The sequence below is a fragment of the Phaeobacter sp. JH20_08 genome (genome assembly GCF_048056635.1).
GTDB lineage: Bacteria > Pseudomonadota > Alphaproteobacteria > Rhodobacterales > Rhodobacteraceae > Phaeobacter > Phaeobacter bryozoorum.
Genome location: NZ_JAYMVV010000005.1, coordinates 546,195 through 569,733, shown reverse-complemented (window position 1 = coordinate 569,733; position 23,539 = coordinate 546,195). Strand labels below are relative to the sequence as shown.

Annotated in this window: 20 protein-coding genes; 13 read left to right on the top strand and 7 right to left on the bottom strand. The window is 60.2% G+C overall.

Annotated elements, in window-relative coordinates; genetic code table 11:
- Positions 1–14 precede the first annotated feature (14 nt).
- On the bottom strand, positions 15–806 hold the full coding sequence (locus tag VWY75_RS04695; RefSeq protein WP_340544767.1) for an IclR family transcriptional regulator: 792 nt from the start codon (positions 804–806) through the stop codon (positions 15–17).
- A 134-nt stretch (positions 807–940) separates the two neighbouring features.
- Here VWY75_RS04695 and VWY75_RS04690 point away from each other — a divergent pair, with 134 nt between their 5' ends.
- The 10 genes from VWY75_RS04690 to VWY75_RS04645 all read left to right on the top strand — a co-directional run bounded on the left by VWY75_RS04690 (position 941) and on the right by VWY75_RS04645 (position 13,085).
- A complete protein-coding gene (locus VWY75_RS04690; protein ID WP_416538449.1) occupies positions 941–2,191 on the top strand; it encodes an ABC transporter substrate-binding protein in 1,251 nt (416 codons plus the stop codon).
- Positions 2,192–2,351: 160 nt separating this feature from the next.
- A complete protein-coding gene (locus tag VWY75_RS04685; protein WP_340546288.1) occupies positions 2,352–3,290 on the top strand; it encodes a carbohydrate ABC transporter permease in 939 nt (312 codons plus the stop codon).
- Positions 3,290–4,138, top strand: a complete 849-nt coding sequence (locus VWY75_RS04680) for a carbohydrate ABC transporter permease (protein WP_340544765.1) — start codon at positions 3,290–3,292, stop codon at positions 4,136–4,138. Before VWY75_RS04685 ends, VWY75_RS04680 begins: the two co-directional genes overlap by 1 nt.
- Positions 4,135–6,234 (top strand): alpha-galactosidase, encoded by a 2,100-nt coding sequence (locus tag VWY75_RS04675; RefSeq protein WP_416538448.1) that lies wholly within the window; start codon positions 4,135–4,137, stop codon positions 6,232–6,234. The genes VWY75_RS04680 and VWY75_RS04675 overlap by 4 nt, the downstream gene beginning before the upstream one ends.
- On the top strand, positions 6,231–7,946 hold the full coding sequence (locus VWY75_RS04670) for an IlvD/Edd family dehydratase (RefSeq protein WP_416538447.1): 1,716 nt from the start codon (positions 6,231–6,233) through the stop codon (positions 7,944–7,946). Before VWY75_RS04675 ends, VWY75_RS04670 begins: the two co-directional genes overlap by 4 nt.
- Positions 7,946–8,716 (top strand): SDR family NAD(P)-dependent oxidoreductase, encoded by a 771-nt coding sequence (locus VWY75_RS04665; protein ID WP_416538446.1) that lies wholly within the window; start codon positions 7,946–7,948, stop codon positions 8,714–8,716. Before VWY75_RS04670 ends, VWY75_RS04665 begins: the two co-directional genes overlap by 1 nt.
- Positions 8,713–9,690 (top strand): 2-dehydro-3-deoxygalactonokinase, encoded by a 978-nt coding sequence (locus tag VWY75_RS04660; protein WP_416538445.1) that lies wholly within the window; start codon positions 8,713–8,715, stop codon positions 9,688–9,690. Before VWY75_RS04665 ends, VWY75_RS04660 begins: the two co-directional genes overlap by 4 nt.
- The gene (locus tag VWY75_RS04655) at positions 9,687–10,298 is read left to right on the top strand and encodes a 2-dehydro-3-deoxy-6-phosphogalactonate aldolase (protein WP_416538444.1); all 612 of its coding nucleotides are present in this window, start codon (positions 9,687–9,689) and stop codon (positions 10,296–10,298) included. The genes VWY75_RS04660 and VWY75_RS04655 overlap by 4 nt, the downstream gene beginning before the upstream one ends.
- Positions 10,288–11,160 carry an SMP-30/gluconolactonase/LRE family protein gene (locus VWY75_RS04650; protein ID WP_416538443.1) on the top strand — a complete coding sequence of 291 codons (873 nt, stop codon included), beginning with the start codon at positions 10,288–10,290 and terminating at the stop codon, positions 11,158–11,160. Before VWY75_RS04655 ends, VWY75_RS04650 begins: the two co-directional genes overlap by 11 nt.
- Positions 11,161–11,168: 8 nt before the next feature.
- Complete coding sequence (locus tag VWY75_RS04645) at positions 11,169–13,085, top strand: beta-galactosidase (protein WP_416538442.1); 1,917 nt, start codon at positions 11,169–11,171, stop codon at positions 13,083–13,085.
- Positions 13,086–13,148: 63 nt separating this feature from the next.
- On the opposite strand, the gene VWY75_RS04640 is transcribed toward VWY75_RS04645, so the two are convergent.
- The 3 genes from VWY75_RS04640 to VWY75_RS04630 form a co-directional block, all read right to left on the bottom strand.
- Complete coding sequence (locus VWY75_RS04640; protein WP_340544757.1) at positions 13,149–13,934, bottom strand: ATP-binding cassette domain-containing protein; 786 nt, start codon at positions 13,932–13,934, stop codon at positions 13,149–13,151.
- Between the two features lies 1 nt (position 13,935).
- Positions 13,936–15,057 (bottom strand): ABC transporter permease, encoded by a 1,122-nt coding sequence (locus VWY75_RS04635; protein WP_340544756.1) that lies wholly within the window; start codon positions 15,055–15,057, stop codon positions 13,936–13,938.
- Positions 15,058–15,118: 61 nt separating this feature from the next.
- Positions 15,119–16,069 (bottom strand): sugar ABC transporter substrate-binding protein, encoded by a 951-nt coding sequence (locus tag VWY75_RS04630; protein ID WP_416535867.1) that lies wholly within the window; start codon positions 16,067–16,069, stop codon positions 15,119–15,121.
- 226 nt (positions 16,070–16,295) lie between these two features.
- Here VWY75_RS04630 and VWY75_RS04625 point away from each other — a divergent pair, with 226 nt between their 5' ends.
- Positions 16,296–17,297 (top strand): LacI family DNA-binding transcriptional regulator, encoded by a 1,002-nt coding sequence (locus VWY75_RS04625; protein WP_416538441.1) that lies wholly within the window; start codon positions 16,296–16,298, stop codon positions 17,295–17,297.
- Between the two features lie 64 nt (positions 17,298–17,361).
- Here VWY75_RS04625 and VWY75_RS04620 read toward each other — a convergent pair whose 3' ends face one another.
- The 3 genes from VWY75_RS04620 to VWY75_RS04610 are packed head-to-tail and all read right to left on the bottom strand — an operon-like array spanning position 17,362 to position 20,550.
- Positions 17,362–18,519: a Gfo/Idh/MocA family protein gene (locus VWY75_RS04620; protein ID WP_416538440.1), complete on the bottom strand. Its 1,158-nt coding sequence runs from the start codon at positions 18,517–18,519 to the stop codon at positions 17,362–17,364.
- Between the two features lie 11 nt (positions 18,520–18,530).
- A complete protein-coding gene (locus VWY75_RS04615) occupies positions 18,531–19,424 on the bottom strand; it encodes a sugar phosphate isomerase/epimerase family protein (RefSeq protein WP_416538439.1) in 894 nt (297 codons plus the stop codon).
- A 22-nt stretch (positions 19,425–19,446) separates the two neighbouring features.
- Entirely contained in the window at positions 19,447–20,550 is a 1,104-nt protein-coding gene (locus VWY75_RS04610; RefSeq protein ID WP_416538438.1) for a Gfo/Idh/MocA family protein, read from the bottom strand.
- Positions 20,551–20,669: 119 nt separating this feature from the next.
- On the opposite strand from VWY75_RS04610, the gene iolD reads away from it, so the two are divergent.
- Together iolD and iolC are read left to right on the top strand one after the other, a co-directional pair.
- On the top strand, positions 20,670–22,544 hold the full coding sequence (gene iolD, locus VWY75_RS04605) for a 3D-(3,5/4)-trihydroxycyclohexane-1,2-dione acylhydrolase (decyclizing) (protein ID WP_416538437.1): 1,875 nt from the start codon (positions 20,670–20,672) through the stop codon (positions 22,542–22,544).
- The gene (gene iolC / locus VWY75_RS04600; RefSeq protein ID WP_416538436.1) at positions 22,544–23,536 is read left to right on the top strand and encodes a 5-dehydro-2-deoxygluconokinase; all 993 of its coding nucleotides are present in this window, start codon (positions 22,544–22,546) and stop codon (positions 23,534–23,536) included. The genes iolD and iolC overlap by 1 nt, the downstream gene beginning before the upstream one ends.
- Positions 23,537–23,539 lie beyond the last annotated feature (3 nt).

Sequence of the window (23,539 nt, the reverse complement as noted above, 5' to 3'; positions counted from 1 at the left end):
TTCTCTCCCTCGGGTTAATTCGGAAATTGCCAGGTCTCGGCCGCTGCCGCGATTTCCTTGGCGGTTGTCATCAGGGCCGGTCGAAGCGTCTCCAGCTCCTCCAGCGAGCGACGCTGCACGGAGGAGGTGATCGACAGCCCGCCCATCACTTTGCCCGCCTCCGACAGGATCGGAACGGCAATGCAGATGATGCCCGGTTCATGCTCTTCACGGTCGAAGGCAACGCCGTCTTTGCGGATCTGCTGCAACTCGTCCATCAGCGCCTCTGGCGTGGCCAACGTGTTGGGCGTATGGGCAAAAAACGCCTGCCTGCGGATCGCATCCTGCTGCGCCTCCCGCGACAGATACGCGATCATCGCCTTACCCACCCCGGTACAGTAGCCCGGCCCTATTTTGCCCGCCTGGCTGAACATCTCAATCGGTGTGGCCGCATTACGCTTGTCGACGTAGAGTACCTGCCCCCGATCCAGCTGCGCCAGATGTATGGTCTCGCCGATATCCTGTGACAGCTTGTCCAGATAGGGCCGCGCCACCGGAGCCAGCGCGCTTTGCCGCCAGGCAGCATGAGCCAATCGCACCAGGCGCAAACCCGGAGCATAGGTCTGATGGGTCTCATCATAGGACAGCATCCCCTGATTGGTCAGCGTCTGCACCAGCCGGTACAGCGTCGCCTTGGGGTGATCCGAGGCCGCCAGCACCTCGCCGAACCGCATTGGGCGGCCCGCTTCAGCGATCTGATCCAACACGGCCAGAGCCTTGCCAACGGTGCCATCTGTCTCTCGCGATTGGGGCGCAGCTTTCGCCATCACTGTCCTTTCTCTGATCGGGCGGGGCCGATGTAACTGTTGACATCCTTAGCCGAGCGCGGTCATAGTTTCAATAGTTGGAATTTGGTTCCAATATATGAAACCAAACGATACACGTCAACAGGGAGGACGTCATGAAGACTTTGAAAGGAACAGTTGCGGGCCTGGCTCTCAGCCTCGGCCTGGCCACTGCGGCACAGGCTGAATTGAGCGGCACGCTCAAGATTTTCTCAGATATGTCCAATCCTGCGCCGCGCGCAGTAATGGAGGGGATGGCGGCTGAATTCGACGCGATGCACCCGAACCTGACCGTTGAGCTGACGGTGATCGACCGCGAGGCCTACAAGACGCAGATTCGCAACTTCCTATCTGCCAACCCACCGGACGTGGCCAACTGGTATGCGGCAAACCGGATGCGGCCCTATGTCTCTGCCGGGTTGTTCGAAGACATTTCCGACCTTTGGGCAGAGCCGGAAATCGCTGATGCGCTGGCTTCCACCAAGGGCGCAATGACATTGGACGGCAAGCAATGGGGCGTGCCCTACACCTACTACCAGTGGGGCGTCTACTACCGCGAGGACATCTACAACGAGCTTGGCCTCGAAGAGCCCGAGGACTGGGAGACCTTCAAAGCGAACTGCCAGAAGATTCTCGATTCAGGTCGCAAGTGTTTCACCATCGGCACCAAGTTCCTGTGGACGGCCGGCGGCTGGTTTGACTACCTGAACATGCGCACCAACGGCTATGATTTCCATATGGCGCTGACCAATGGTGAAGTCGCCTGGACCGATGACCGTGTAAAGCAGACCTTTGCCAACTGGCGGGAACTGATCGATATGGGGGCCTTTATCGACAACCATCAGTCCTACAGCTGGCAGGAGGCCCTGCCCTTCATGGTCAAAGGTGAAGCCGCCGCCTATCTGATGGGCAACTTTGCCGTGGCACCGCTGCGCGAAGCCGGTCTTGGCACCGATCAGCTGGATTTCTACCAGTTCCCGACCATCAATCCCGATGTCGAGCTGGCTGAAGACGCACCAACCGACACCTTCCACATTCCATCCGGCGCCCAGAACAAAGAAGCCGCGCGCGAGTTCCTGCGTTTCGTCGTCTCGGCGGACAATCAGACCAAGATCAACGGCGGCGCAGCACTCGGCCAGCTGCCTGTGAACTCAAAGTCCTCCGTCGATGATGACGAAATGCTCAATCAGGGCTTCGAGATGCTGTCCGCCAACGCGCCCGGTGGTATCGCGCAGTTCTTTGACCGCGATGCACCAGCGGAAATGGCCTCCGTTGCCATGGAGGGCTTCCAGGAGTTCATGGTCTTCCCGGACAATCTGGATGATATCCTGAACCGTTTGGAAAAGACCCGCGAGCGCGTCTACTGATCACTGCTGCTGGCCAATACAACGCGCAAGGCCGATCTGCCTATCGGCCCTGCGCAGCCCGGTCACGGACCGGAGCGCGCAATATGCTGAACCGTATCGGCCCTTCCCAGTCGACAGGCTGATATCAATCGACAAACAAGGGAGAATTCCCGTGGCTGAGATGAACCTTGCTCCAGAAACCAGATCGTCTGCCAGCGCATCAGGCAGCCGTGACAGCTGGCTAAGGCGCAATCGTCAGACCCTCGCGCCCTGGCTCTTTCTGGCGCCCGGCGTGATTTTCTTTCTCTTCTACGTGATTTTCCCGATCGTACAGAGCTTCAACCTGTCGTTCTACCGCTGGGACGGGCTCGGTGATCCACAGTTCGTCGGCATGGAAAACTACCGGGAGCTGATGGATGATCGCGCGTTTGAGGTCTCGCTCTGGAATAACCTGAAATGGCTTCTGCTGTATTTGCTGGCAATCCCGGCAGGCCTGTTCATCGCGCTGTTCCTCAATCAGACAGTAACCGGCATTCGCCTATACAAGTCTCTGTTCTTCTTTCCATTTGTGATCAGTCAAGTTGTTGTCGGCCTGGTGTTCAGCTGGTTCTATGACCCGACCTTTGGCCTGCTCAATCAAGTGTTGGGCTGGGTTGGCCTTGGGCCGTTGAATGTGCTGGGGGATCCGACGCTGGTGACCTATGGCATCATCGCGGCAGGCCTGTGGCCGCAGACGGCCTATTGCATGATCCTCTACCTCACGGGCCTCAATGCGGTTGATCCCGAACAGGTCGAGGCGGCGCGGCTGGACGGTGCCAAAGGCGCCAAGATGCTGTGGTATGTGATCATCCCGCAACTGCGGCCGGCGACCTTTGTCGCCTTTGTCGTGACAATCATCGGCGCACTGCGCAGCTTTGATCTGATCTCCATCATGACCAACGGCGGCCCGTTCGGCTCCAGCCGGGTGCTGTCGTTCTACATGTTTGAAAAGGCCCTGTCGGAATATGGCTTCCGCATGGGTTATGGCGCAGCAATTGCAGTGGTGCTGTTCCTTATCATGCTGTGCTTCATCGCCTACTTCCTGTGGTCCATGTACCAAGACGACAAAGGGGGCCGCTGATGTTTCCGAAACCCATTCAGAACAGTTCTCGCGGATGGCAGGCCACCTATCAGGCCCTGGTTCCGACTGCGCTCGTCCTTTGGCTGTTGCCGCTGATCGCGGTGGCCATCTTCTCGATCAAACCGGATGTGGACTTTACCACCGGCAACTACTGGGGAATGCCGAGCTCGTTTGAAGGCGCCAGCAATTACGGCAAGGTTTTCTTTGGCTCCGACATGCCACGCTACCTACTGAACTCCGTCCTGATCACGGTGCCGACGGTGATCGGTGCCGTAGCACTCTCCTGCATGACAGGCTTTGCACTTGGCGTGTATAAATTCCGTGGCAACCTGCTGCTGTTTTTCATGTTTGTGGCAGGCAACTTCGTGCCGTTTCAGATCCTGATGGTTCCGGTACGCGATCTGACGCTGGACATGGGGCTCTACAACACCAAAACTGGCCTTGTGCTGTTTCATATCGCCTTTCAGACCGGGTTTTGCACGCTCTTTATGCGCAACTTCATCCGCGCCCTGCCTTTTGAGCTGATCGAAGCCGCCCGCGTCGAAGGGGTCGCGGAATGGCGGATCTTCTGGTTCGTGGTATTGCCGCTGATGAAACCCGCAATTGCGGCGCTCAGCGTGCTGATCTTTACCTTCATCTGGAATGATTATTTTTGGGCAGTTGTTCTGACCCAGGGCGCCGAGAGCCAGCCGGTGACCGCAGGCATCACCTCCTTCAACGCGCAATACCGGGCAGCGTACCATCTGATGAGCGCGGGCAGCATCGTGGCGGCCCTGCCGCCGGTTGCGATGTTCTTCCTGATGCAGCGCCACTTTATCGCCGGTCTGACGCTGGGAGCCGTGAAGTGAGCACGGTGAGAGACATCCGCTGCTGGGCGCTTCAGGATCAGTGCCAAAGCTTGATCCTCGCCGCCCGTGGCACCGATCTGGCAGAGGTCATCTACTGGGGACCGCGGCTGCCCGATGGAACCGATCTGGACATGCTCGCCGCCGCCTCGCGCATGGATGTGACGGGGGGGATGCTGGATCAGGTGCCACCGCTGTCGATCTGCCCCGAGGCACGCCGCACCTTCCCCGGCCAGCCCGGTCTGTCGCTGACGGATGGCGCGGGCAAGGCACTGCTGCCACGCTTCACCTTCGAGCGGGCGGAGGAAGGCACTCGGACCCTCACACTCTACTATCGCGATGCCAATAATGGCCTGCACTATCAGGCACAGTTTGAGCTGACGCCCGCAACCAGCATGATCACTGCGCAGGCCGCTCTCACCTCGGAGCAGCCCGTCAGCGTGAACTGGCTCTCCGCTCCGGTCTTTCCGGCACCTCAGAACAGTCATGAGATGATCGACTTCCATGGCCGCTGGATCGGTGAATTTCAGACCAGCCGCACCGCCTGGAGCGCAGGCGCGCGGCTAAGGGACAACCCCACAGGGCGCACCGGGCATGAGCATTTCCCCGGTCTGATTGTGCCCTGCAGTGGTGCCACGAACAGCCAAGGATCCGCCTATGCCTTCCACTACGGCTGGTCGGGGGGCCATAGAATGCTGGCAGAGGAACTCCCCGACGGGCGTCGCCAAATCCAGTGGGGACACGCCACCGGCAGCCGCCGCACATCCGGCACGCGTTTTGAGACCGCGCCACTCTATGCGGTGTTCTCGGATCGGGGGATCAATGGCTGCGCTGTCACCTTCCAACGCCACCTGCGCGATGAGATCCTGCGACCACCTGAGCCTGTGCGCGCGCGTCCGGTGCATTACAACTGCTGGGAAGCGGTCTATTTCGAGCACGATCACGCCATGCTCTGCGAGATCGCAACCCGTGCGGCCGACCTTGGCGCGGAACGTTTCGTGCTGGACGATGGATGGTTCGGCAAACGTGATGACGATACCACATCCCTCGGCGACTGGACGATCGACAGGCGCAAATACCCCGATGGGCTGATGCCACTGATCGACCATGTCCACGCCGAAGGCATGGCATTTGGCATCTGGTTTGAACCGGAAATGATCAATCCTGAAAGCGATCTGTTCCGCGCCCATCCCGACTGGGTTCTGGGCGACTTGGATCAGGTGCTTGGTCGCCAGCAAATGGTACTGAATATCGCCCTGCCGGAGGTACAGGCCTATCTCTACGACCGCTTTGCAGCGGTTCTGGCAGATCACCCGATCGACTATGTGAAATGGGACCACAACCGTGTCCTGCCCGAGCCGGACAGCGCCCAGGCCGAGGCAGCCTATGCGCTCTTTGACCGCCTGCGGGCAGACTTCCCCAAGGTGGAATTCGAGAGCTGCTCCTCGGGTGGCGGGCGTATAGACTTTGGGATCCTATCGCGCACCCATCGCGTCTGGCTTTCGGACAGCAACGATCCGCTGGAACGGCTGCGGATCCAGCATGAAGCGGCGCTTTTCCTGCCGATGGTGGTCACCGGCAGCCACGTAGGTCCCCGAAAATGCCACACCTCTGGCCGGGTGACAGACATCCGCCTGCGCGCCTGGGTCGCGGCGCAGCGCCACATGGGGTTTGAAATGGACCCGCGCGAGCTGACCGAGGAAGAGGCAGACATCCTGCGCAAGGTAACTTCCTGGTGGAAAGACAACCGCCACTGGATGCAGCGGGCCGATATTCTGCGGCTCGACAGTGACGATCCTGCGGTAATCGCAGAGCTGCAGCGCGCAGAGGATGGCAGTCGGTTTGTCGTCTTTGCCGGGGTTTGTGAGGCCAGCGCACAGATCCTGCCCCGCCCGCTTCGCCTGACCGGGCTGGAGCCGGATACGCTATATGAAATCAGCCTGCTGAACCGCGAGGATACCCCCGGCCTGTCACGCGGTTCACCTCTTTTGAAAACCGGCACTGCCCCCCTTAGCGGCCAATATCTGATGCACCAAGGGATCACCCTGCCCTGGACATTCCCACAGTCGATCTGGGTGATTGAAGGAACACGCCTATGACCAAAGACAGACGAAATCGCGCCTGGTACGGCAAACTGGACAAGGACGGATTTATCCACCGCAGCTGGATGAAAAATCAGGGCTTTCCCGATCATGCCTTTGACGGCCGACCAATCATCGGGATCTGCAATACCTGGTCCGAACTGACCCCCTGCAACTCCGGTCTTCGCGATCTCGCCGAAGGGGTGAAGCGCGGAGTCTGGGAGGCTGGCGGCTTCCCGGTTGAGTTCCCGGTCATGTCGCTTGGCGAAACCCAGATGAAACCGACCGCGATGCTGTTCCGCAACCTTCTGGCCATGGATGTGGAAGAGTCGATCCGGGCCTATGGGATTGACGGCGTTGTCCTGCTTGGCGGTTGTGACAAGACCACACCGGGCCAGCTGATGGGAGCGGCCTCGGTCGATCTGCCTGCCATCGTGGTCAGCGCGGGCCCAATGCTGAACGGCAAATGGCAGGGTAAGGATATCGGTTCCGGCACAGACGTCTGGAAATTCTCCGAAGCGGTGCGCGCGGGTGAGATGACCTTGCAGGACTTCATGGCGGCTGAATCCGGGATGAGCCGATCCAAGGGCGTGTGCATGACCATGGGTACGGCCTCCACTATGGCGTCCCTCGTCGAAGCGATGGGGATGAGCCTGCCGACGAATGCCGCCCTGCCAGCAGTGGACGCCCGCCGCATGGCGCTGGCGCATCTCACCGGGAAGCGGATTGTCGAAATGGTGGAGGAAGATCTCAAACCCTCCGACATTCTGACCCGCGATGCGTTCATCAACGCGATCATGGCCAATGCAGCGGTTGGCGGCTCGACCAATGCGGTTGTCCATCTTCTGGCACTGGCTGGCCGTGTCGGGGTGGAGCTGACCCTGGATGATTTTGGTCTGGGGAGCGACATCCCCCTCTTGGTGAACTGCATGCCCTCTGGCAAATACCTGATGGAAGATTTCTGCTATGCGGGCGGCATGCCTGTTGTGCTGAAGCAACTTGCCGATAATGGGCACCTGCGCAGCAACACCACCGTTCTGGGGGGCGACATCACGGCCTATGCCGAGGGCGCCGCATGTTTCAACGACGACGTCATCAAGAGCTTTGACGAACCCGTCAAACCGGCAGCGGGCCTGCGTGTTCTGCGCGGCAATCTTGCGCCCAACGGGGCCATCGTCAAACCCTCAGCCGCGACCGATCATCTGCTGGAGCACGAAGGCGTCGCCCATGTTTTCGAGACCATTGAGGACATGAAAGCCAATATTGACCGCGACGATCTACCGGTGACCAAAGACAGTATCTTGGTGCTGAAAGGCGTCGGTCCCAAGGGCTATCCGGGTATGCCGGAGGTCGGCAACATGCCGATCCCGCGCAAACTGGTGCGCGACGGTGTACGCGATATGATCCGCATTTCCGATGGTCGAATGTCCGGCACGGCATTTGGCACCGTGATCCTGCATGTCTCGCCAGAATCGCAGGCTGGTGGCCCCCTTGGCCTGGTCCAGACCGGCGACCGGATCCGGGTCAGTGCAAAGAACGGCACGCTTGACCTTCTGGTTTCGGAGGAAGAGCTGACCGCGCGCCGGGAGGCCTGGCGACCAGAGCCGCCGCATTACACGCGCGGCTATGCAAAACTCTATGTCGACAGCGTCCTTCAGGCTGAAAAAGGCGCTGATCTTGATTTTCTCGTGGGCAAAGACACCCGCCCCGTCACACGGGAGAGCCACTGATGAGCAATACTGCAATCTTTCCGGACCTGAAGGGCACATCGGTTTTCATCACCGGCGGCGGTTCCGGCATTGGGGCCGCGCTGAGCGAGGGGTTTCTGCGTCAGGGCGCCAAGGTCGCCTTTGTCGGACGCTCCGATGCCTCCGCATTTGTTCAACGGATGGAAGCCGAGACCGGCAACCGCCCCTTGTTCATCCAATGCGACATCACCGATATCCCGGCGCTGAAATCCGCGATTGAGCAGGCGGCAGAGGCACATGGCCCGATCACCACGCTGGTGAACAACGCCGCCAACGATCAGCGCCACGCCACGCTGGATGTGGACGAAGAGTTTTGGGACTGGGCGCAGGCGATCAATCTCAAGGCCTATTTCTTTGCCTGTCAGGCTGTGCTGCCAGGGATGCAGGCCGCCGGTGGCGGGTCAATCGTGAACTTCACCTCCATCAGCTATATGATGGGCAACAGCGGCTACCCCGCCTATACGACTGCCAACGCAGGCATCAATGGCCTGACCCGCAGCCTTGCCCGCGAGTTCGGGCCGGATCATGTGCGGGTGAATGCGCTGGCGCCCGGGTGGGTGCTGACCGACAAGCAGCTTGATAAATGGGCCACGCCCGAGGCGCTTGCCGCCCATCTCGATCGCCAATGCCTGAAGGATCATCTCACCCCTCAGGATATCGTCGGCTCCACGCTTTTTCTGGCCTCGGCAACAAGCCGCATGATCACAGGACAGACGCTGGTGGTGGATGGCGGGGTTGTGGTGACAGGATGACGGCCGATCCCAACCGTTCCTTTGACATGATGCCAGCTGGCCCGACGCCTGCATGGATTGCGGCTGACTGGGGGACGAGCCAGCTGCGGCTGTGGGTGATGGACAACCGTAATCAGGTCCTCGACCGCATCTCCTCTGACCGCGGCATGTCGCGGCTTGGCCCGCAGGACTATGAACCGACACTGCTGGGCCTGCTTGGCGATCGTCTGGCGCCCGGTAGCAACAGCGATGTCCGGGCGGTTCCGGTCATCTGCTGCGGAATGGCAGGTTCGCGTCAGGGCTGGGCCGAGGCCCCTTATGCCACCGCGCCCTGCCCCCCGCCGGGAATAGCCGAGGCGTCCCGACCGCTGATACAGGACAAACGCCTGACCGTTTACCTGCTGCCCGGGATCAAGACAACCGATCCGGCGGATGTGATGCGCGGGGAAGAAACCCAGATTGCGGGGTACCTCGCACAAGACAGCAATCAGACCGGGCCTCAGGTCATTTGCCTGCCCGGCACCCATAGCAAATGGGTCAAACTGGATCGGGGCCAGGTCACCAGCTTCTCGACCTTCATGACCGGCGAGATGTTCGCACTGCTGCAAGGCCAATCCGTACTTCGACACTGCGTCTCTGAGGATGGCTGGGACGAAAAGGCGTTCAAACAGGCCGTGGCCAAGGCGCTCTCCTCGCCGGCTGCGATCTCGGCACAGCTGTTTCGTATCCGTGCGGATGCGCTGTTGTCCGGGCAGAACGCGGAGACCGGAAGAGCGCGCCTGTCAGGGCTTTTGATCGGTGCGGAGCTTGCCGCGACCCGGGGCTACTGGTCTCACCAATCCGTCACCATACTTGGCACAGATGCGCTGGCCCGCTGCTATGAAACAGCCCTATCCGCGCTGGGGTGCAAGCCCCGTCGCGTTGACGCCGAATCCCTGACACTCGCGGGCCTATGCGCCGCATATGACCAACTGCAAAAAGGCCAAACCCAATGAGCCGTAACATCATCGCCATCCTGCGCGGTCTGCGTCCCAAAGAGGCGCGCGCCATGACCGATGCCCTGATTGATGCAGGTATCACCAAGATCGAAGTGCCGCTGAACTCTCCCCAGCCTTATGACAGCATCGCCGTCATGCTGGATCAGGCAAAGGGGCGCGCCACAGTCGGCGCTGGAACGGTGCTCAACACCGGCGCAGTGGCTCAACTCGCGGCCATTGGGGCGCAGATGGTGGTTTCGCCAGACTGCAACCCGGATGTGATCCGTGCAACCAAAGCCGCAGGCATGTTGTCCTATCCAGGTGTCTTCACCGCGTCAGAGTGTTTTTCGGCTCTCCGAGCCGGTGCTGATGGTCTGAAGTTCTTCCCTGCCTTCAAACTGGGACTGGACGGTTTTTCGGCGCTGAAAGCGGTCCTGCCCGCTGATGCTGAAACCTACGCAGTTGGCGGTGTCGGGCCTGCGGATTTTGCCGATTGGCACAGGGCAGGTATCACCGGTTTTGGCATGGGGTCCTCTCTCTACAAACCCGGCCGCTCTGTCGAAGATGTCGCCCTCCTCGCTGCAGAAACCGTCGCGGCCTACGACGAGGCCTTCGATGGCACGTGATCCGGCGCTCCATCCCATGACAGCTCAGGTCTTCAGCGAAACGCGCTGCATGCTGGGGGAAGGTCCGCTGTGGCATCCGACGCGCAAACAGTTGTTCTGGTTCGATATCCTTGAAAAACAACTGCTGAGCGTTGCCGGAGAAACGGAGATTAGCTGGCAGTTTGACGACTGCGTTTCCGCCGCGGGCTGGGTCGATGATCAGACCCTGATCATGGCCAGCGCCCGTGCGCTATGGCGGTTTGACATCGAAACCGGCACCCGCACGCATCTGATTGATCTGGAGGCCGATCAGCCGCTAACCCGCTCCAACGATGGGCGCGCAGATCCCTGGGGCGGGTTCTGGATTGGCACGATGGGCTACAAAGCGGAACCCGGCCTTGGCGCCATCTACCGCTACTATCGGGGCGAATTGCGCCAGCTGGTCGCACAGCAAACCATCACCAATGCCATCTGTTTTGCCCCTGACAAATCCTGCGCGTATTTCACCGATACAACGACCGGCAAGATCATGCGCCAGCCTCTGGCGAACAGAGACGGCTGGCCGGTTGGCGCGGCATCGGTCTTCCTCGACCTCAGCAACCAGAATTTTGGCCCTGACGGCGCGATTGTTGACGCCGAAGGCCGCTTTTGGAATGCCCAATGGGGGGTCGGCCGTGTCGCTGTCTATACCTCGACCGGCGCGCTGTCCGAGATCTATCCGATCCCAACCTCCCAGGCCTCCTGCCCTTCGCTTGGCGGGGACACCCTGTCAGAGCTGTTCGTTACCACCGCCGCAGACGGGCTGAATGATGCGGCTGCAGGTAGGACCTATCGCATTCAAACAACGGCCGAAGGCCAGCGCGAACACCGCGTCATTCTCTGAGGATCTCCATGCAGCGCACACTTGGCACCTGCTACTATCCCGAACATTGGCCCGAAGACATCTGGCAGGAGGACGCCGCGCGCATGGTTGCGGCCGGGCTCACCTGGGTTCGCATTGGCGAGTTTTCATGGTCGCGCATTGAACCCAGCCCCGGCGATCTGCAGTTGTGCTGGCTTGATCGCGCCATTGATGTGCTGGTGTCGGCCGGACTGAAGGTGGTGCTGGGCACCCCCACCGCTACGCCACCCCGCTGGATGGTGGACCGCCACCCCGATATGTTTGCGCTGGACGTCGACGGCAAACCGCGCGGTTTTGGCTCGCGCCGCCACTATTGTTTCAGTCACGAGGGCTACCGCGCCGAAGCCCGGCGGATCGTCTCCCTGATGGCGGAACGTTATGGCCCAGGTGACCGTATCGCCGCCTGGCAGACCGACAATGAATACGGTTGCCACGACACAACAATCAGCTATTCCCCGGCGGCACAGATCGCCTTTGTCCGCTGGCTAGAGGCGCGTTATGACGGCGATATTCATGCGTTGAACAGTGCCTGGGGCAATGTTTTCTGGTCGATGAACTATGATCGCTTTGATCAGATCGGCCTGCCCAACCTGACCGTGACCGAACCGAACCCGGCGCATGTGCAGGCCTTCCGGCGGTTTTCTTCGGATCAGGTGGTGAGCTTCAACCGCGATCAGGTCGATATTCTGCGTGCCCATTCCGATGCGCCGATTGCCCATAACTACATGGGGCGGGTGACCGATTTCGATCACTACAAGGTTGGCGAGGATCTCGACATTGCCAGTTGGGACAGCTACCCTTTGGGCTTTCTCGAAGATCGAGTGGGCGCCAACCCCGAGGACCAGCGCCGCTACGCGCGTCAGGGCGACCCTGATTTTCAGGCCTTCCATCATGATCTCTATCGCGCCGTCGGGCGCGGACGCTGGTGGGTGATGGAACAGCAACCCGGACCGGTGAACTGGGCACCCTACAATCCCGCACCGCTGCCCGGCATGGTCAGGTTCTGGACCTGGGAGGCCTTTGCCCATGGTGCGGAGGCGGTCTGCTATTTCCGCTGGCGCCAGGCGCCGTTTGCGCAGGAACAACTTCACGCCGGTCTGCTGCGTCCCGATAGCCAAGATGCCCCTGCCATCGCCGAGGCGCGTCTGGTTGCCGATGAACTGGCCGCAGCGGGCGCGGTGGCACCGGCTCAAGCTCCCGTGGCGCTGATCTTCGACTATGACGCCGAATGGGCCTGGCAGGTGCAGCCACATGGCCAGGGTCTGAGTTATTTCGACCTTGTGCTGGCGCATTACCGTGCACTGCGACGGGCTGGCCTGTCTGTGGACATTGTTCCCCCGACACAGACCGATTTTGCAGGATACTCCCTGATCCTTGCACCCGGTCTGATGCACCTCCCCGACCACTTGCGCACAGCCTTGGCAACAGCGGCGGCTCAGGTGCTCTATGGGCCGCGAACAGGCGCGCGGGATGCGGACTTCAACATCCCGACCAGCCCCCTGCCCCCAGCATTGGACGGGCTAGATATTGTCGTTGCCGCAGTCGAGAGCCTGCGGCCGGATATGCCACTGCCGCTGGCGCAGGTCGACGGGGCCGTCACCGGTTATCTGGAAACACTGGATGGTCAGGGAGAGACTCTGATCGAGACGGCCAACGGTCAGCCCGTGGCTGTTGCCGCAGGAAACAAAGTCTACTGCGCGGGCTGGCTGGACGCGGCGGGTCTCGATCACCTTGTCGCAATGCTTTGCAAACGTGCGAAGCTGCGCATCTGCAAGATGCCGCTGGGCGTGCGTCGGCGCCAGACCGCGACCGAAGAGTTCTGGTTCAATCATCTGGCTGAAGCGGTAGAGACCGAGGTCGGCACTCTGCCTCCTGCGGGCGTTCTGCGCAGAGCAAGAGGCGACTGACCGTACAACCACCCGCCCGGGCAGAAGCCCCGGCGGGTGGTTATCTTCTGAGCCGACATCGGTTCAGACCGTACCGCCGAGGCTCCCCTCCAGTGTCGCCAGCTCTTGCCCGCCGGCCATCATATCCTGCAATTCCTCTGGCGTGATTTCGCCGCGTTTTGCAGTACCGAGAGTCTGCCCGCGATTGAGAACGGTAAACCGATCACCAACGGCCATGGCGTGGCGGACGTTATGTGTGATGAAGACAACCGCAACACCTTGCTTGCGGACTTTGTCGATGGTGGCCAGAACATTCGCTGTCTGGCGCACCCCAAGTGCCGAGGTCGGTTCATCCAGGATCAGCACTTTGGCCCCGAAATGCACCGCACGGGCGATGGCAACCGTTTGACGCTCCCCTCCCGACAGGGTTCCAACCGCCTGATCCGGGCCGCGCAGGTTGATGCCCATCTTGCGCATTTCTTCCATGGTGACCCGGTTGGCATATTCATGGTCAAACAGTTTCAGCGGGCCGATCTTGCGGATCGGCTCATTGCCCATGAAGAAGTTGCGACTGACCGACATCAGCGGGATCATCGCCAGATGCTGGTGTACTGTGGCGATTCCAGCGGCAATCGCGTCGCGAGGATCCGCGAAATGAAGTGGCTGACCCTCAAACAGGATCTCGCCTCTGGTCGGTTTATGCACACCGGACATGGTCTTGATAAAGGTCGATTTCCCGGCGCCATTGTCGCCAAGCAGGCAGTGACATTCGCCCGGAAAGACATCGACCGAAACCCCGGCAAGCGCAATGACGCTGCCAAAATGCTTCTCGATGCCCTGCATCCGGATCAAGGGTTGAGACATGGACATATCAGCGCTCCCCCGTGATGACGCGACGAATGTAGGTGTTGAGGATCACGGCAAACAACAGGATCAGCCCCAGGAAAACGCGGAACAGCGAACTTTCGACGCCAGCAAAGAACAGCCCCTGCTGCACGACGCCAAAGATCAGCGCACCCAGGGCGGCGCCAAGCACAGACCCGTAACCGCCAGTCAGAAGGGCACCGCCAATCACCACCGCAATAATCGCTTCGAACTCTTTCAGCAGGCCCCGGTCCGATCCCGCGCCACCAAATTCCATAACCTGACAGGTCGCAAAGACCGTCGCGCAGAAGGCGGTGAACATGAACATCAGGATCTTCACGCGGTTCACTGGCACGCCGGAATTGCGCGCGGCCTCGGCATCGCCGCCGGCCGCGAAAATCCAGTTCCCGAACCGTGTCTTGGTCAGGATGATATGTCCGACGATAACCAGCAGAATGGCCCAGACGATCAACATCGGCAGCCCGTCGACCACCGGCTGTCCCTTTCTGGTGCCGCGTTCAAAAACGGCAATCCAACCATTGTCACCCAGCCACTGGAACAATCCCGTCAGGATCTTGCCACCAAACAGAGCGGCCAGCCAATCACCCTCAGCTGCGTCTGCCACGCCACCGATAATGGTTTTGCGTTCAATGGTTTGCGGCAGGTAGATCGCAAACCCACGCAGAATGAACAGAAACGCCAGCGTGACGATGAAACTGGGCAACCCCGTCCGCACTACGATAAAGCCGTTCAATGCCCCGATCGCCATCGCCAGCACAAAAGTCACCAGGATCGCAAGCCAGACCGGCCAGCCCAGCGTCACGCTGAAGATTGCGATCAACATGCCGGTAAAACCGATCATGGAGCCGACAGACAGGTCAAACTCGCCTGCGATCATCAGCAGGCAGGCACCAACCGCAATGATCATGAACTGGGCAGAGATCTGGCTCCAGTTCAGCACGCCCTGACTGTTGAACATGCCGCTGTCACCGGCAAAAATAATAAACATCGTGAAGACGGCGATGGTGCCGATAATGCCGCCGAGCTCTGGTCGGATCATGGCTTCGCGGAACTTCGAACGGCTCTTGATCCGTTCGTCCTCCGCAAATTGGGTATGTGCGTCAGACATTGTACTCTCTCTAAAAAAGGGCGGCCAAATTGCTTCGGCCGCCCGCACCTGGGGGAGATTGTCAGCGGTACTCGCCCGCGAACTCCTCGACCTTTTCCAGGCCGTCCTTGGTGACAAAACCAGGGCCAGAGTTGATGTTGTTGCCCGGCAGAACGCCGTAGCGGTGGTAATTGGTCAGAACCACCACGGGCAGATAGGCCTGCAGGAAGGGCTGCTGATCAATACCCCAGTTGATAACACCGGATTTCAGACCTTTGACGATTTCCTCGCCCAGATCAAAGGTGCCGAAATAGATGTCGCCGGCCATACCGTTTTCTTCCAGTGCCAGCATTGTCGGATCAGCCGATGTCGGCCCCAATGTCAGGATCGCGTCAGTTTCCGGGTTGGTATTCAGATAGGCAAGAACCCGGTTCTTGATCTCAGCCGGATCCTGACCGCTGTCGATCATCTGGTCGCCCAGTTCGATCCCAAGACCATCTGCAAACCCCTGGCAGCGCTCTGTCGAAGAGGGCGAGCTGATATAATGGTTCACACAGAGGAAGCTGCCAACACCGTCGGATTTGGCGCGCAGGCCGGCCGCGTGACCGGCGTCATATTCTGGCTGACCAACATACATCAGAGCCCCCACCTCGCGGGCCTGTTCCGGGGTGCCGGAGTTCATGATGATCACATCCACACCACTGTCGACAGCTGCTCTGATAGGACCGGACAGGACGTCGTAATCGGACAGGGTGGTGATGATGCCATTGGGCCCGGAAGCCGCCGCCTGTTCGATGATCCGCGCCATATCGGCAAGGTCACCGGTCGGCGGGTTGCGATATTCCACCTCTACATTCATCTGCTCACCCGCGAGGGCGATGCCGTTCTTGATGGTGTTCCACCAGCTGTCGCTATCGGGCGCGTGGCTGACAAGGATGTATTTTTCGCCTTCTGCCGAGGCGGTGGTTGCCAGCATCATCGGCGCCGCTGCAACCGTTGTCGCCAGCAGGAATGTCTTGAAAATTGACGTCATTCTTTCCTCCCAAAGTTTTACCGTCACGATCGCGTCCGGGCGGTCCCATCCGCGTCGGGGATCAGCATAACCACGAATCGATTTTTTTTGCAACCGGTTGCAAATTGTGGCAGCATTTTTTCTGCTGAACTTGAATTCGATCCGCGATAGATAGTCTGATCCGGTGCGCAGCCGGTTGCACAGGCGGATGGGCCCGGCCGGGCCCTGACAAAGGGAAAGACCAAGAATGGCTGTTACGTTAAAAGATGTGGCTGAACGGGCGCAGGTCTCGCGTTCGGCGGTGTCGCGCACATTCACCGATGGCGCATCGGTATCGGAGAAGATGCGCCGCAAGGTTGAGAAAGCCGCCCAGGAGCTCGGCTATAGTCCGAACGCGCTGGCCTCCTCCCTGACAACCGGGCGGACCAAATTGATTGGCCTGGTGTCCAACAACTTTCACAACCCGATTTTTCTCGAAGTCTTCGACCGGTTTACGCGACGGCTTCAGGACAAGGGGTTGCGCCCGCTGCTGGTCAACCTCTCTGACGAAACCGACCCCGAGAACTCGGTTCGTATGTTGCGGCAATATTCCGTTGACGGCGTTGTTGTCGCCTCCTCGACCCTGCCGCCGGGGTTTGCCAAGGCCTTTCGAGATGCAGGCGTGCCTGTAGTTCACAGTTTCGGCCGCTCCTCCTCCACGCCGCAGGTGCATGTGGTTGGGATCGACAACGTCGAATGCGGACGAATGGCGGCGCGAACGCTGATTGATCGCGGCTATGGCAAACTGGCCTTCATGGGCGGCCCCCAGAGCGCGACCTCGACTCAGGATCGCTGGAAGGGATTCACGCTGGAAATGGAAGCTCATCCGAATATCGTCTCCTCCTACAGTTTTGCGGATGATTACTCCTTTGAGGCCGGTCGCCGGGAAATGCTGCGCCTGTTGCAGGACGACCCGGCCGAAGCCTATTTCTGTGGGGATGACGTGTTGTCAATCGGGGCGCTCAGCGCGATCCGCGAACAGGGGCTAAAGGTGCCAGGTGACATCGGAGTCATCGGTCTCAACGATATGGAAATGGCCCGTTGGGAGAACATAGACCTGACCACCATCCACCAGCCGATCGAACAGATCGTCAATTCATCAATCGAGCTGGTTGTTGCCATGCTCGACGAGCCGGATCGCTATCCTGAAGCCCGCATCTTTCCCTGCCATGTGGTGGATCGCGGCACATTGCGACCGCTGACATCCTGAAGCGATCCTAGGCATGAAAAGGACACCCGCTGCCGGGTGCCCTGCGATTGCTTAGACCACGGTGTCAGCGAAACATCGGCGGCCGGGCATCAACCCAGGCGCCATCTGTTGCGCCGCTTTCGGCGACGGCAAAAACAGCCGCCATGGACCGCAGCCCATCTTCGGCCCGTGGATAAAGATCCGCCGCCGGGTCCATGGATCGCCCGGCTTTCCGCGCGCCGATGGCTTCGGCCAAATCGCTGTATATATTGGCAAAAGCCAGAGGCATCCCCTCGGCATGGCCGATTGTCACGCGGCTGGTGCGATCCGCTTCGGGGCTGAGGTTGGCTTCACCACGTTCGATTACCTGCAAGCGGCCGCCCAGCGGCATCCAATAGAGCTGGTTCGGCTGCTCCTGCGACCAGCGCAGACCGCCCTTTTCACCAAACACCTGCAAGGTCAGCCCATGCTGACGTCCGATTGCCACAGACGAGGTCCAGAGCCGCCCGACGGTGCCGCCATCAAAGCGCATATTGACCATGGCGTCGTCTTCCAGAACCCGGCTCTCAATACAGCTGACCGTATCCGCAGAAAGGCGTTCCAGTTCCTGCCCGATCACAAAACTGGCCATATGCAGCGCATGGATGCCGCAATCGGCAAACTGCGCAGAAACCCCGGCCTGAGCCGGATCATAGCGCCAGCGCACCCGCGGATTGTCCGCATCAGCCGCATCAGCATGATGCCCATGGGCAAACTCGGCCTTCACAAGGCGGATCTTTCCAAGATCACCACGCGCCACCATCGCCTTCATGTGGCGGACCAGCGAATAGCCGGAATAGCCATAGTTCACCGCGCAGATCTTGCTCTGCGCCTTGGCGATTTTGACGATTTCCTCGCCTTCCTCCACGGTCATTGTCATCGGTTTTTCGCACAGCACATGAAAACCGGCTTCAAGGAAGCTCTTGGTGATTGCAAAATGCGTGGCATTGGGTGTGGCAACGGTGACAAGATCAACGCGGTCGTTGCGATGACGTTCCCCCTCCAGCATCTCCTGCCAGTCGCCATAGGCGCGGTCTGCGGCCAGCCCCAGCCGCTGACCGTAGGCGCGCCCTTCGTCGGGGCGGTGATCCAATGCCGCTGCGGCGAATTCAAACGCCCCGTCAAGCCCTGCTCCCAGACGATGGGCCGGTCCGATCTGGCTGCCTTCACCACCGCCGATCATGCCCCACTTCAGCTTTGCCATGGTGTTACCCCCTAGTTGAAACCAATGGATTCAAGATATTCACGGTTGGCCCGCGCATCCCCCACCGGGTCGGGATCCAGCGTTGGATCGCAATCCTGCTCCACCGTACACCAGCCGGAAAATCCAGCGTCTAAAAGCAGTTGCCTCACCGCCGGAAAATCCACATCACCCTCGCCGAGATTGCAGAAAATCCCCTGCCCGCAGGCATCATAGAAGTTCGTCCGCTTGGCGATCACATCGGCTTTCACCTTCGGGTCGATATCCTTGAAATGCATATAGCTGATACGATCCATGTGCCGTTTCATGAAAGCGACGGGATCAAAACCGGCGTAGGAATGGTGGCCGGTGTCAAAACAGATCTTCAGGATCCTGTCGTCGACCTCATCCAGCAGCCGCTCCAGCTCCGGCTCGAAATCCATGAACCCCGCCGCATGGGCGTGGATGCCGACGGTGAGACCGTAGTCCTCGGTGCCAATCCGCGCGACGGTGGCGAGCCGGTCACGGAATGCCAACCATTCGTCGCGATCCATCTGCTCGGCTTCATCAGCGCGGCCAGCAGTCGGAGCACGGCGCGGCGAGATCGAATCGATCAGCACCAGATGCTCGGCTCCATGGGCTTTCAACGCCTTGCAGGTGCGGTGCGCCCCGTCCAGCACATCCTCCCATTGGGCCGGATCGTGGAAGGCACGGAAGACGACGCCACCGATCAGTTCCAGATCATGCTCGGCGAGCGCGTCCCTCAGGATCGCAGGGTCCTCAGGCATATACCCAACTGGTCCTAATTCGATCCCCTTGTAGCCAGCATCGGCGCAGTCCTTCAGAACGCTGCGCCATTCCGGATTGCGGGGATCCTGTGCAAATTCCACCCCCCAGGAGCATGGGGCATTGCCAATTCTGATCGTCATTTTGCAGTGCTTTCTTAGATGCTTAGAACTTTGATACGGTTTGCCACGACCGGGCCTTGGACGACGCCATGGCAGCGGCAACCACCTGATTTACGGCCATGCCATCCTCGAATGTCGGCCAAATCGGTGTCTGTGTCTCAATCGCGCGCAGGAAGTCGCGCGCCTCGATCAGGATCTGATCCTGATAGCCGGTGCCATGTCCAGGGCCCTGGCAGAACGGCAGATAGTCGGGATGCGCGGGACCGGTCAGGATCTTGCGGAAGCCACGGGTAGCGTCCTCGCCCTCGCTGAGGTAGAGCCAAAGTGCGTTCTGATCCTCCTGGTCAAACCTGATCGCACCTTTTGTTCCCGTAATTTCGTAGGCATAGCCCATCTTGCGGCCCGTCGCGATCCGGCTGAAAAACATCTGCCCCATTGCCCCACCGGCAAAGCGGCACATCATCTGGCCCTGATCGTCATTGGTGACAAGGCCACCGGGGCGGTCGCTATGGACGGTCTCAACTTCAGCAATCAGCTCTGCTATCGGCCCGATCAGCGCTATCGCTGCATTGATCATATGCGGGGCAAGATCCCCCATCGTGCCATTCGCCTCTCCTTTGGTCCGCCAGCTCGCCGGGGTATGGGGATCGGCATAGAAATCCTCGGTATGTTCGCCACGAAACCAGGTGACCTCGCCGATCACGCCATCTGCAATCAACTGGCGGGCAAATTGGCTAGCCGGTGTACGGATGTAATTAAAGCCTACCATATTGGGACAGCCCGAAACCCGGGCCGCCTCGACCATCGCACGGCTGTCTGCCAGCGAAGCGCCGAGAGGTTTTTCACAGAAAACCGGTTTACCCAGCGCAAAGGCCGCCTCTGCCACCGCACGATGTGTCTGCTGCGGGGTCGCAATCACAATCGCCTCAACCTCTGGGTCATTGACCAATACCTGCCAGTCATCCGTCGCACGACGAAAGCCATAGGCCCGCCGATATCGCTCTGCACTGGCGGGGGTTGAGGCACAGACCATCTCCAGCCGTGGGCGCAAAGACGTATCGAACACCGCCCCCACTGCGGCCATCGCGACGGCATGAGCCTTGCCCATGTACCCACCGCCTAGAATTCCGATACCGATTTCGGTCATTCAGGCCTCCCAATCCATGAAATTCGATTTGCAACCGGTTGCAAAACTTGTATCTTGGGATTCGATATCTCGCAAGATCAAATCGACCCGACCACCGACCATCCCAGGGATCCCTGCCTATGACGACGCCGCCGAAAACGATAAGATTGACCACCGCCCAGGCCATCATCCGATGGCTCTCCAATCAGTTCATTGTGATCGACGGGGAGGAAATGCGCCTCTGCGGCGGCGGCTTCGGGATCTTTGGCCATGGCAACGTAACCTGCCTCGGAGAAGCCCTTTATGAAGCGCGCGAGGCGCTGCCGCTCTATCGCGGTCAGAATGAACAGAGCATGGGATTTGCGGCCGCGGGATATGCCAAACAATGGCTGCGCCAACGCTTTATGTTCTGCACGGCAAGTGCCGGTCCCGGCACATCGAATCTGGTGACCTCGGCAGCGCTGGCGCACGCCAACCGGCTGCCGATGTTGATGCTCTGCGGCGATACCTTCCTGACCCGCCTGCCCGATCCGGTGTTGCAGCAGATGGAGAACTTCGACGATCCGACCTTTGGCGTGAATGATGCGTTCAAGCCCGTATCGCGCTACTGGGACCGCATCACCCATCCGGCGCAGATCATCCAGTCCCTGCCCGCCGCGATTGCCACGATGCTGGATCCCGGCGACTGTGGCCCGGCCTTCCTCGGCCTGCCACAGGACGTCCAGGGCTGGACCTATGATTACCCGGAGGTTTTCTTTGAAAAGAAGACCCATCGCATTCGCCGTGTCACACCGGACACCGCCGAGATTGCCGAAGCCGCAGCAGCGCTGCGCGGTGCCAAACGCCCGATGATCATCGCAGGCGGTGGCGTGCAATACAGCCGCGCGGTGGCTGAGCTGACCGCCTTTGCCGAGGCCCATCAGATCCCCGTCGTAGAAACCATCGCAGGCCGCGCCAACCTGCGCGACACCCATCCGCTGAACATCGGCCCGATTGGCGTGACCGGGTCGGACAGCGCCAATGCCATCGCGGCAGAGGCGGATGTGATCCTCGCAGTGGGCACAAGGTTGCAGGACTTCACCACCGGTTCCTGGACCGCATTTGCGCAGGATGCCCAGTTCATCTCGATCAATGCGGCACGCCATGATGCAGGCAAGCACTGTGCATTGCCGGTTGTCGGTGACGCCCAGCGCGCCCTGCTCGACCTCGGCTCCGCCTGCCAAGGCTACAGCGCCCCGCAGGACTGGGTGGCCCGCGCACAGGAGGAACGACGCAGCTGGGTCGCCTATGTGGCTGACAATACATCCTATGGCGACAACCGGCCCAATTCCTATGCCCAGGCCATCGGCGTGGTGAACGCGCTCTGCAACCCGCGCGACCGCGTCGTGGCAGCGGCGGGCGGCCTACCCGCCGAGGTCACCGCCAACTGGCGCACGCTGGAACCTGGCACGGTCGATGTCGAGTTCGGATTTTCCTGCATGGGCTATGAAATCTCCGGTGCCTGGGGAGCTCGCATCGCCCAAACCGAGCGTGAGCCGGAGCGTGACACCATCGTCTTTGTCGGCGATGGCTCATATATGATGCTGAACTCGGATATCTACTCCAGCGTACTGAGCCGAAAGAAACTGATCATCCTCGTGCTCGACAATGGCGGTTTCGCCGTCATCAACAAGCTGCAGAACAATACGGGCAACACCAGTTTCAACAACCTTCTCGCCGATTGCCCGACCATCCCTGAGGCCTTTGGCGTGGACTTCGCCGCGCATTCAGCCGCTATGGGCGCGATTGCGGAAACGGTCGCCAATCCGGGCGAGCTGGCAGAGGCCTTCAAGCGTGCTCAGGGCAACGACCGAACCACCGTCATCGTGATGAACGTCGATGCCTACGAGGGCTGGACGACGGAAGGTCACGCCTGGTGGGAAGTCGGCACGCCGCATATCACCAACAATCCCGATGTGCAGGAGGCCCATGTCGAATGGGAATCCAGCCGCAGCAAACAACGGCGGGGGGTCTGATGAACACCCCATCCAAAGCCCATGGCGATCTGTCAGGGCGCAACTTCCTGGTCATCGGGCGGGTGGGCATGGATCTTTGTCCAACCCCGGCAGGCACCGCAACAAAAGATGCCCAAGACATGATGGTGGCGATGGGCGGCAGCAGCGCAAATATCGCCGCTGGACTGGTCAAAATGGGATGCCGTGCCGCGCTGGTCACCAGCATCTCAGACGATGCCGTGGGTTGGTATTGCCTGAACCAGCTGGATCACTACGGGATCGACCGGACTCACGTGAAACGCATCACCGGCGAATATCGGACATCGCTTGCGATTTACGAAAGCGTTGTGGAAGACCACCAGAGCGTGATCTACCGCAACAACGCCGCCGACTTTCAGATGACCATCGCTGATGTCGAGGCGGTGGATTACAGCCAATACAGCGCGCTGATCACCGCAGGCACGGTCTTTGCTGCCGAACCATCGCGCAGCGCGACCTTCCGCGCCTTTGAACTGGCGCGCGCTGCGGGCTTACCAATCATTTTTGACGTCGATTACCGGCCCTACAGCTGGCCCTCGGCCGAGGTGGCCGCTGATGTTCTGTCGCGTGCTGGTGAGTTGTCCGACATCATCGTCGGCAACGACGAAGAATTCGGGTTCATGGCCGGTGGCGTTGACATGGGGCTCGCCAAGGCGCGCAGCCTTGCGCAAACCACCGCCTCCGTCGTGGTTTACAAGATGGGTCCAGCGGGCGCCATCACCTTTGCCGACGGGCAGGAAATCCGCACCGGCATCTACCCTGTTGATGCGCTGAAGCCAACCGGCGCGGGCGACAGCTTTATGGCCGGCTTCCTCGCCGCGCTTTCCGAAGGACGCCATACGAAAGAGGCCATTCTACGCGGCTCCGCCTGTGCCTCCGTTGTTGTAGCCAAACCCGGCTGCGCCCCGGCGATGCCCGATCTTGCTGCGCTGGAGGCGTTCCTCGCAACGCACCCCGGCGCCACCGAAATCTGAAAG

Bases quoted from the DNA above. Each gene is read 5' to 3' on its own strand.
- iolC (WP_416538436.1), top strand. From the start codon at position 22,544: ATGAACACCCCATCCAAAGCCCATGGCGATCTGTCAGGGCGCAACTTC.
- VWY75_RS04640 (WP_340544757.1), bottom strand. From the start codon at position 13,934: ATGTCCATGTCTCAACCCTTGATCCGGATGCAGGGCATCGAGAAGCAT.
- VWY75_RS04690 (WP_416538449.1), top strand. From the start codon at position 941: ATGAAGACTTTGAAAGGAACAGTTGCGGGCCTGGCTCTCAGCCTCGGC.
- VWY75_RS04680 (WP_340544765.1), top strand. From the start codon at position 3,290: ATGTTTCCGAAACCCATTCAGAACAGTTCTCGCGGATGGCAGGCCACC.
- iolD (WP_416538437.1), top strand. From the start codon at position 20,670: ATGACGACGCCGCCGAAAACGATAAGATTGACCACCGCCCAGGCCATC.
- VWY75_RS04630 (WP_416535867.1), bottom strand. From the start codon at position 16,069: ATGACGTCAATTTTCAAGACATTCCTGCTGGCGACAACGGTTGCAGCG.
- VWY75_RS04620 (WP_416538440.1), bottom strand. From the start codon at position 18,519: ATGGCAAAGCTGAAGTGGGGCATGATCGGCGGTGGTGAAGGCAGCCAG.
- VWY75_RS04655 (WP_416538444.1), top strand. From the start codon at position 9,687: ATGAGCCGTAACATCATCGCCATCCTGCGCGGTCTGCGTCCCAAAGAG.
- VWY75_RS04615 (WP_416538439.1), bottom strand. From the start codon at position 19,424: ATGACGATCAGAATTGGCAATGCCCCATGCTCCTGGGGGGTGGAATTT.
- VWY75_RS04665 (WP_416538446.1), top strand. From the start codon at position 7,946: ATGAGCAATACTGCAATCTTTCCGGACCTGAAGGGCACATCGGTTTTC.
- VWY75_RS04685 (WP_340546288.1), top strand. From the start codon at position 2,352: ATGAACCTTGCTCCAGAAACCAGATCGTCTGCCAGCGCATCAGGCAGC.
- VWY75_RS04695 (WP_340544767.1), bottom strand. From the start codon at position 806: ATGGCGAAAGCTGCGCCCCAATCGCGAGAGACAGATGGCACCGTTGGC.
- VWY75_RS04650 (WP_416538443.1), top strand. From the start codon at position 10,288: ATGGCACGTGATCCGGCGCTCCATCCCATGACAGCTCAGGTCTTCAGC.
- VWY75_RS04610 (WP_416538438.1), bottom strand. From the start codon at position 20,550: ATGACCGAAATCGGTATCGGAATTCTAGGCGGTGGGTACATGGGCAAG.
- VWY75_RS04645 (WP_416538442.1), top strand. From the start codon at position 11,169: ATGCAGCGCACACTTGGCACCTGCTACTATCCCGAACATTGGCCCGAA.
- VWY75_RS04635 (WP_340544756.1), bottom strand. From the start codon at position 15,057: ATGTCTGACGCACATACCCAATTTGCGGAGGACGAACGGATCAAGAGC.
- VWY75_RS04625 (WP_416538441.1), top strand. From the start codon at position 16,296: ATGGCTGTTACGTTAAAAGATGTGGCTGAACGGGCGCAGGTCTCGCGT.
- VWY75_RS04660 (WP_416538445.1), top strand. From the start codon at position 8,713: ATGACGGCCGATCCCAACCGTTCCTTTGACATGATGCCAGCTGGCCCG.
- VWY75_RS04670 (WP_416538447.1), top strand. From the start codon at position 6,231: ATGACCAAAGACAGACGAAATCGCGCCTGGTACGGCAAACTGGACAAG.